The 8,095-nt window shown below is 62.2% G+C and carries 6 protein-coding genes and 1 pseudogene; 3 read left to right on the forward strand and 4 right to left on the reverse strand.

The window, feature by feature from the left end:
- Positions 1-207: 207 nt before the first annotated feature.
- Entirely contained in the window at positions 208-3,144 is a 2,937-nt protein-coding gene (locus FH975_RS03425; RefSeq protein ID WP_162320091.1) for a BTAD domain-containing putative transcriptional regulator, read from the forward strand.
- Positions 3,145-3,165: 21 nt separating this feature from the next.
- Here FH975_RS03425 and FH975_RS03430 read toward each other — a convergent pair whose 3' ends face one another.
- From FH975_RS03430 to pheS, 3 genes are all read right to left on the reverse strand, one after another.
- Complete coding sequence (locus FH975_RS03430) at positions 3,166-4,221, reverse strand: hypothetical protein (protein WP_162320092.1); 1,056 nt, start codon at positions 4,219-4,221, stop codon at positions 3,166-3,168.
- A gap of 14 nt (positions 4,222-4,235) precedes the next feature.
- Positions 4,236-4,658, reverse strand: coding sequence for a DUF4870 domain-containing protein (locus FH975_RS03435; protein ID WP_153078782.1), 423 nt, complete (start codon positions 4,656-4,658; stop codon positions 4,236-4,238).
- Between the two features lie 113 nt (positions 4,659-4,771).
- A complete protein-coding gene (gene pheS, locus FH975_RS03440; protein ID WP_162320093.1) occupies positions 4,772-5,827 on the reverse strand; it encodes a phenylalanine--tRNA ligase subunit alpha in 1,056 nt (351 codons plus the stop codon).
- Positions 5,828-6,015: 188 nt separating this feature from the next.
- On the opposite strand from pheS, the gene FH975_RS03445 reads away from it, so the two are divergent.
- Positions 6,016-6,789: an electron transfer flavoprotein subunit beta/FixA family protein gene (locus FH975_RS03445; RefSeq protein WP_153078780.1), complete on the forward strand. Its 774-nt coding sequence runs from the start codon at positions 6,016-6,018 to the stop codon at positions 6,787-6,789.
- 3 nt (positions 6,790-6,792) lie between these two features.
- The gene (locus FH975_RS03450) at positions 6,793-7,770 is read left to right on the forward strand and encodes an electron transfer flavoprotein subunit alpha/FixB family protein (RefSeq protein WP_162320094.1); all 978 of its coding nucleotides are present in this window, start codon (positions 6,793-6,795) and stop codon (positions 7,768-7,770) included.
- Positions 7,771-7,894: 124 nt separating this feature from the next.
- Here FH975_RS03450 and FH975_RS16480 read toward each other — a convergent pair.
- Positions 7,895-8,095, reverse strand: a pseudogene (locus FH975_RS16480) (hypothetical protein); the annotation flags it as partial.

Consider the following 8,095-nt stretch of genomic DNA (forward strand, 5'->3'; position numbering starts at 1 on the left):
GCCGCACTCGTGCAGCCAGAACTGTTCAACGATCAGAGGAAGGAGAGGACTCATGAGATGTCACTTTACCTGCCTCACGCCTGCCAAGTGTGCCTCACCCGGAGGGCGGGCAGGGGTTGGCTTCGGCCCCGATGTCCACCGTCGAACTGACATGCCGATCTTCGAAGATCACCCCACCCGGATAAAAGCTGGTAGTACGCTGTGTTTATGCTTGGCACGCCGCCCGCACTAGAGGTTCGTCTGCTCGGCGCGCTGAGTGTCGCCAGCGACGGCACTGAGTGCACCGTCAACGGCCGCGTGCGGCGAGCGCTGATCTCAGTCTTGGCGCTGCGCGCTGGGTCAGTCATTGAGACCAACGCCTTGATCGAATCCGTATGGGGACGCGACGCTCCCGCCACTGCGGTGAACACTCTCCGAGTCCATATCTCACACTTGCGACAGGCACTTACCGCGAACGATGTCATCGAAAACGTAGGGGCTGGGTATCGACTTAACATCCTCAAAGACTCAGTTGATGTGTTCCGGTTCGAGGCTCGGGTGCGCTCTGGCCGCGAGGCACTCACCAATGGGGATGCCCCGGCGGCGCTGAAAGCCCTACGGGCAGCATTGGAGGAGTGGCGCGGGGACCCTCTCATTGATGTGGACTGCCCCTGGGCGGAGTCCGAGCGTGCCCGGCTACTCCACCTCCACGCAGAATCCCGAGTGAGCTTTGCCGAGGCGGAACTGCAATGCGCTGGCCGGTCAGTCGACGTGCCACAACTCGAGGCACTCGTCCAGGAGGCTCCCTTCGACGAACGAGTCTGGGCTCTTCTGATCAAGGGGTACTACTGGAGCGGCCGGCAGAGCGAAGCACTCGAGGCCTACCGCCGAGCTCAGAACGTCCTGTCCGAAGAGCTGGGTATCGACCCTGGGGTTGAACTCCAAGAGATTCATCGGCAGGTTCTCCGTCACGATCCTCGGCTCGAGCCCCCGATGCCGCGCTCTCGAGATCTGCCTGCCTTTGCGACCTCCTTCCACGGGCGCGAACAGGAGAAGCGCGAGATCGCTGAACTGACCCATCACCACCGGCTGCTCACCCTGACTGGGCTCGGTGGGGTAGGGAAGACCCGTTTGGCCGTAGCAGCAGCATCCCTGGCAGGGCAACGCTCGGGACGCGATACTGTCTTCGTCGGACTCGACACCGTCACGGACCGACGGCTGATCCTCCCGACCCTAGCCAAGGCTTTGGGGGCCGAACATCCGACTGTTGAGTCAGTCTGCGCCCACATCGGCGAAAGCGCCCTGCTCATCGTCGTAGACAACTGCGAGCACCTCCGCGAGGGCATCGCCTCCGCCTTAGGGAGCCTCCTGACCCACTGCCCAACGATCACCTTCCTCGCCACGAGCAGGGTGCCGCTGAACCTCACCGGCGAGTGCGTCTGGCCGACTCCTCCGCTTCAACTTCCCCATGAGACCGCGGAGGAAGCCAGATCTGCAGCGGTGGAGCTGTTTCTTGACCGAGCCCAACAGTCCCACCCACAGCTGAGCCCGGACTCCGAGGACCTCAAAGCTGCTGAGACGATTGCCAAGCTCATGGGGGGCCTGCCATTGGGAATCGAGCTCGCGGCAGCTCAATGCAGCGTGCTCGCCCCAGCCCAGATTGCCGACAGACTCGCAACCCCTTCACCCGTCACATTGATCGGGCAGCAGGGCCGTTCCGACAGGCATCACTCCATGGACGCAGCCCTTGAGGGAACACTCGACCTACTACCGAGCTCCGCCACCGCATTATTGGGCCGAATGACCGTATTTCGCGGAGCCGTCGATATCTCAGCTATCGAGTGCGTGTGTCTGGGCGGCGAGGTAACTAAGGACCAGCTTGTGCCACTATTGGCAGCACTGGTCCAGGCCGCCGCAGTGACTGCTGACCTTTCAGGTCCGACAGCGAGGTACTCGTTGTTGCCACCTGTTCGGCAAGCAGCCCGTGACGTGATCCAAGCCCCTGAACGTGCCCGCACGGCCGCGAACCACGCTCAACACTTCACGAAGGTGGCGCAGCAGGCTGCACAGTCGGCAGGGCGTGCAGACGAGAACAATCAACTGGCCAGAATGGATTCACTCATGGCCGATGTTCGTGCGGCATTGGAATACGCAGTGAATCACGATGTGAACCTTGGACTCGACCTCATCGCAGCCCTGGGGCCTTACTGGATGCGCCGACGGCAGCATGCTGAAGGACGCCAGTGGGCATCCGAAGTGCTCACCCGTGCTGATGGCTCACCGGCATCCTCTAGAGCTGCCGCCTTTCATACCGCCGGCTCCCTGGCCTTCAACGACGGAAGCCGCGCAGAAGCCGCACAGTATCTTTCCGCCGCTTTGCATCTCCGCCAGGAGCTCGGCGATTCAGCGGGAACCGCGCTGACGCTGAACAATTTGGCAGGCGTTGCGTCCGACTCGGGAGATCACCAGCAAGCTGCAGACTACTGGGAGCGCGCCCTTAAAATGTTTGCTCAGTCTGACCACACCGTAGGGGTCGCTTCCACACGCCTGAACCTGGGCATTGTCCATGAAAAGCTCCATGAGCTTGAGCATGCGCAGACATATTTGGAAGCCGCATTGGAAGATATTCGGGGTCTGGGCAATCGCGGCTCGGAAGCGCTCGTATTGGAGCGCTTATCGCTGGTGAGCAGCAGGTGCGCAGAGCCGCGAGAAGCACTCGCCTACGCACGAGCCGCGCACCTGGTGAGGGAAGAGTCCGGAACTGCCGAACAGCGCAGCCGCAGCCTCTGGCAGCTGAGCATGTGCTACCGAACCTTAGGGCAGTTCGAGGAGTCAGCAGCCCATCTCGCGCATGCAGCCCAGGGCGTACTCGACCATGATCTTGTGGACGCCTGGTGGGTGCCGGCGCTGCTGGAGACTGCCGCCGCCCTCCGTTCTGCCAGCGAGCCGCACAGGGCGGCCCAATTGCTGGGATTGGCGTCCATGCACCGCCGACACACCAATAACGCTTCCGATCAGGCGACCATCGGGGACCTCTCTGTGCTGCGGGCTGCCCTTCGGCAGACTCTGACACCGGAGGGGATGCTCGAAGAAGCCACTGTGGGCGAAGCCTTGGCCCCGGAGTCGATCCTAGAAGAATTGGCCCAACTGCATCCGCCCCGGTAGTCAGCTGATGACAGGGGCTCATCATGCGTCTTCATCACCCGCGTCATCTCCGACCAAGGTGAGGTCCACCGCGTCGTCGTACTCATCGAATCCCACTGGCAGCCGCATGGTGAGCGAATAGTCGCCATCGAATGGCTCATCGATAGTGAAACCGGTGGTGGACTCCACACTCTGCCCACCCCCAACACATCGCTCGGAGACGCGAAGATCCGGAAATCCTGCGCCGTCTGAACTGATCAGAGAGAAGGTGTCGCCAGCCCCGCGCGCAGCGCAGGCTTGGTCGTCTCCCGTGTTGTTCAACGTGTAGCTGACAACCACAGCGGCCTGTCCCTCGGGGACCTGAGGCTGGTCGGGAGTGCCGTGGCTCCACTTCACCTCTACCTGGTCCACGATCACGTTCACTGGCCCAAGTTCGAGAACGTCATCGGCAAGCTCATCCTGGACGATAGGCAGACGCGGGATCAGCTCGGCCTCCGACCCCACTGGCACCTGGGCGGTGGCCGAACCGCTCTCGCCCAGGACTAGGCGTGCAGAGTCTTCGTCGAAGAGTTCCGCGTCCTGCTCGGAGACCTGAAAAACGTATTCTCCGGAGGCGGAGGATCCCCCGGGCACCTGCCTCAGCTCTGCCCTTCCTGACACCTCAATAGTGTTGCCGGTGCCGGGCTCATCCCACCGAAGACTGGCTGGCGCCTGGGGCATATACGTTTCGCTCCATTCATTAGTCACCGTCACCTCAACGGTCAGGTCGGTACCGAGAGCGCTGGCCCCGTGCGGCTCGACCGTGGCCAGACGGCCGAATTCGTATTCCAAACCTTGAAAATACGCACTCTCGTTGAGCTCCACATCGACGGTTAAGCCGGCATCGTCGGAATGGTCCCCGGCGTGCTGCTGCTCAGCCTGCTCATCAAGGGCGGAGTCCACCTCCTCGGAAAGTGCTTCATCGAGTTCGGTGATCCCGTCGGCGAGTTTCTCGACGTCATCGGCGCGTTCCCGGAGAGTCTCCGCAGTGCTGCAAGCGGTCAGCAGCAATAGCGCGGCGCCGCCGGTGGCCAGGATGTGTGTAGTTGTCGATGTCATGGTGTCCCTCCGTTTCAGTATTTGGCCCAGGTCTCGGCGATGTCGCCCAGAACTGGAAGCTTGAAGTGGGCAAGGTTGTAGCCCCTGAACGCCAAAAGGAGCCAGACTGCGAAGGCGGCCAGGCCCACTGCGGGGAACAGCAGCCACGTGAGCAAACCGAAGAGCCCAAAGGCAGACGTCAGGAGGACTTCCACCATGAAGAGGAGGACATAGATGGGGATCAGGGCAATGTTGAACAGAATGGACTGCGCCCCGTGAAACCGGACCTCTGGGTGTTTCTGGGTGAGGAGCATAATGAGGCCCCCGACCCAGGTGAAGTACGCCAAAAGCCCCCCAATACGGGGGTCGAGTCCCGGCGATGAGCCTGGTGTGTCTTGACTAGTATTCTCAGCCGCCGGAGATCCGGCGGCGTTCGCATGTGGTGCGTGGTGTTCCATGGTGACCCTCCTCTGAGTCAGAGTGATTCTGCTGACTCTGAGGAGACTAGGAACGGACGATTAAGCGACGGTGAAACTGGTAGTCACACCGGGGTGGGACGCTCAGCGCAGGATCAGGCTTCCATGCCGAATTGAGCGCTGAAGCGGATATCCCCCTCGATCATGTCGCGCATATCCGGGACGTCGTTGCGGAACATCAGGGTACGCTCCACACCCATCCCGAAAGCGAAGCCGGTGTATTCGGGGTCTTTGATTCCGGCAGCAGCCAGCACGTTGGGGTGAATCATGCCGCACCCGCCCCATTCGATCCATTGGGGCCCGCCCTTGGCACCGGGGTGCCAGACATCCATTTCGGCTGAAGGTTCCGTGAATGGGAAGTAGCTGGGCCGCAGCCGGATGGCGGCCTCAGGCCCAAAGATCTGCCGGGCGAAGTGCTCCAGAGTCCCTTTCAGGTCAGCCATGGTGAGCCCCTTGTCCACGGCCAGGCCTTCGAACTGGTGAAACGCAGGAAGATGGGTGGCGTCTAATTCATCCGTGCGGAACACTTTGCCGGGGGCCAGCACATACACCGGCAGTGCCCTATTGAGCAGCGCGCGGATCTGCACCGGGGAGGTATGGGTGCGCAACACCAGGTGAGCTTCGGCGGGCTCGACGAAGAAGGTGTCCTGCATTTCACGGGCGGGGTGGTCCGGTGCGAAGTTCAACGCATCGAAGTTGAACCACTCGGATTCCAGTTCTGGCCCTTCCGCCACCTCCCAACCCATGGCGGTGAAGACATCCACCACTTTCTCCTGCAGTCTGGTGATGGGGTGCCGGGCACCCAAGGGACGACGACGCGGCGCTGCGGTGACATCGACCGCTTCCTCAACAAGCACCTGGGCGTCGTGTTCGGTCTCGAGAACTTCGGTGCGCGCAGACAGTGCCTTCTGGATCCGGCCGCGGGCTGTGCCCAGGAGCTTTCCGGCCTCTTTCTTCTGCGCCTTGTCGAGGTCTTTGATCTGCCGGTTAGCCAGCACAATCGGAGCCTTGTCACCGGTGTGGGCGAGCCGGGCGGCCTTGAGCTCCTCCAGGTCTCCGGCGGCGTCGAACGCGGCAAGCGCCTCTGCCACGCGCTGCTCGACGGCGGTCTCATCCAGGGGATGCGGTACTCGTGCGTGCTCGTCAGCCATTTTGCTCCGTGGTTCAGTCAAGACGTATGAGAAGAAAAGATCCTGCGACAGTTTATGCCTATAGCGGCTACAGCGCAGATTCCGTGACACGGTGGTCCAGTTCACAGTGATACCTTGCTGTGGAGCCATCCTGGGTTGACGACGTGAGTATTCGAAGCACTGGGAGCTGCACCGATAGGAGATGCGTGATGAAAATCGCTGTGTTGGTCAAAGAAGTCCCGGACAGCTATGGCGAACGCCGACTGAGTCTCACCACCGGGTTGGCTGACCGCTCCGCGAGTGACCCAGTTCTCGATGAGATCACCAGCCGTGCGGTGGAGGCTGCCGTCTCCTATGCCGAGTCCTCCGAGGATGTCGAAGTCGCCTTGGTGACGATGGGTCCAGAGTCTGCAGAGGCGATGCTGCGTAAAACACTGGCCATGGGAGCAGACTCAGCCCACCACGTCATCGACCCAGAGCTAGCCGGATCCGATATGACGCTCAGTGCTGAGGTGCTGGCTGCGGTTCTGCAGCGCATTGAATGCGATCTCATCATCGCCGGGGATGTCTCTTCCGACGGTTCCGGCGGCGTCATCCCGACTATGATCGCGGAGCGGATGGGAATCGCCCACGCCACCAGCCTCGACACACTGGAGATCACCGAGTCAACGGTGACCGGCCAAAGGGCGACCTATGGTGGCACGGTGACTGTGCAGGCGCAGCTGCCCGCAGTGGTCTCGCTGACTGAGCGGCACCCCGGCCCCAGATTCCCAGGCTTCAAAGGGATCATGGCCGCCAAAAAGAAGCCACTGGAGACTTATGCGCTGGCGGATTTGGGTATCGACCCGGCCGCCGACGTTCCACGGTCAATTATGTTGGCGGTCTCGGAATCTCCGCCGCGGAGCGCGGGCGAGAAAATCGTTGATGAGGGTGATGCCGGGACTAAGCTGGCGGATTACCTGATCGAGAAGAAGCTGGTGTGAAACATGACTGAGCAGAACATCCTTGCGTTCCTGCCCGTTCTCCCCTCCGGTGAGCTGGTGGGATCGGCAGCCGAGTTGCTGGGCGCGGCGGCTCTCATAGGCACCCCCGTCGGAGTCCTTGTGACGGCCCCCGGCAAGGCGCAGAGGGCAGCAGAGTCCGCAGGCCACTACGGTGCCACGGCGGTCTTCGTGGTGGAGGATGACACGGTGAGTTCGACACTGACGGCCCCCGCCGCTGACGCTCTGGTCACTGCGGGGCGAGCCGTGGGGGCCGAGGCGGTGCTGATCCCGGATGACGTTGACGGCAGGGACATTGCCGCTCGACTCTCGGTGCGCACACAGAGTGCCATTGCAACTGACGTTGTCGGTGTCCACCGGGACGACGAAGGCGTCGTAGCCCACCACTCCGTCTACGGTTCCATGTTCACGACAGAATCGGCCCCTACCCACGGCTCCCTCATCATCACCCTGCGTGAAGGGTCCGTGGAGAATCGCGCCCCTGGGGTGGACCCCAAGATTCGTCGCCTCGACCTTGGTGAGTTGCCCAGTCAATCCGCCGCCATCATCGAATTCTCTCCTTCGGCAGAAGCTTCTACGAGGCCCGATCTGCGCGGAGCCGATACTGTGGTGGCCGGTGGTCGTGGACTGGGTTCGGTAGAGGGGTTCGCTCTCGCAGAGGAACTCGCGGATGCTTTGGGCGCAGGTCTCGGAGCCTCCCGCGCCGCAGTGGACGCCGGCTATGCCCCCAACTCGCTGCAGGTAGGCCAAACTGGAGTGACGGTCTCCCCCGAGCTTTACATCGCATTGGGCATATCAGGAGCTGTCCAACATCAGGCCGGTATGCAGACCGCCAAGACGGTGATCGCCATCAACAAGGACCCGGAGGCCCCCATCTTCGACATTGCCGATCTAGGGATCGTTGGCGATGTGTTCGAGGTGGTCCCCCAACTGATCGAGACGCTCAAGGCCAAGTCGTCGTGATCGAAGACTCTGGACACCGACGGCAGGGCTTGCCGCGCACTGAAGAAGAGGCTCAAGCAAGGGTGCAGGGGAAAGCGCAGCCGCAGACCCAAGCTGAAGCACCTCAGGCCACCGAAGCCCCACCTCAGCCAGCTGCCACCCCGGAACCAGGACCGCGAGGCCGCAGCCTCCCAAACGCACCGAAGCCCGATGCTTTTTCGGCAGGCACCCACCGGCGGACGGGTCTGGGTGGCACTCCCCTGCCCCGTCCCACGAGCGACTCCCCCGCGGAGCCAGCACCGAGCCCAGACCCCGCACCTGCACCTGCACCTGCACCTGCACCTGC

The organism is Nesterenkonia haasae (assembly GCF_010119385.1).
GTDB lineage: Bacteria > Actinomycetota > Actinomycetes > Actinomycetales > Micrococcaceae > Nesterenkonia > Nesterenkonia haasae.

Coding starts and splice junctions, on each gene's coding strand:
- FH975_RS03450 (WP_162320094.1), top strand. CDS start 6,793: ATGACTGAGCAGAACATCCTTGCGTTCCTGCCCGTTCTCCCCTCCGGT.
- FH975_RS03425 (WP_162320091.1), top strand. CDS start 208: ATGCTTGGCACGCCGCCCGCACTAGAGGTTCGTCTGCTCGGCGCGCTG.
- FH975_RS03445 (WP_153078780.1), top strand. CDS start 6,016: ATGAAAATCGCTGTGTTGGTCAAAGAAGTCCCGGACAGCTATGGCGAA.
- pheS (WP_162320093.1), bottom strand. CDS start 5,827: ATGGCTGACGAGCACGCACGAGTACCGCATCCCCTGGATGAGACCGCC.
- FH975_RS03435 (WP_153078782.1), bottom strand. CDS start 4,658: ATGGAACACCACGCACCACATGCGAACGCCGCCGGATCTCCGGCGGCT.
- FH975_RS03430 (WP_162320092.1), bottom strand. CDS start 4,221: ATGACATCGACAACTACACACATCCTGGCCACCGGCGGCGCCGCGCTA.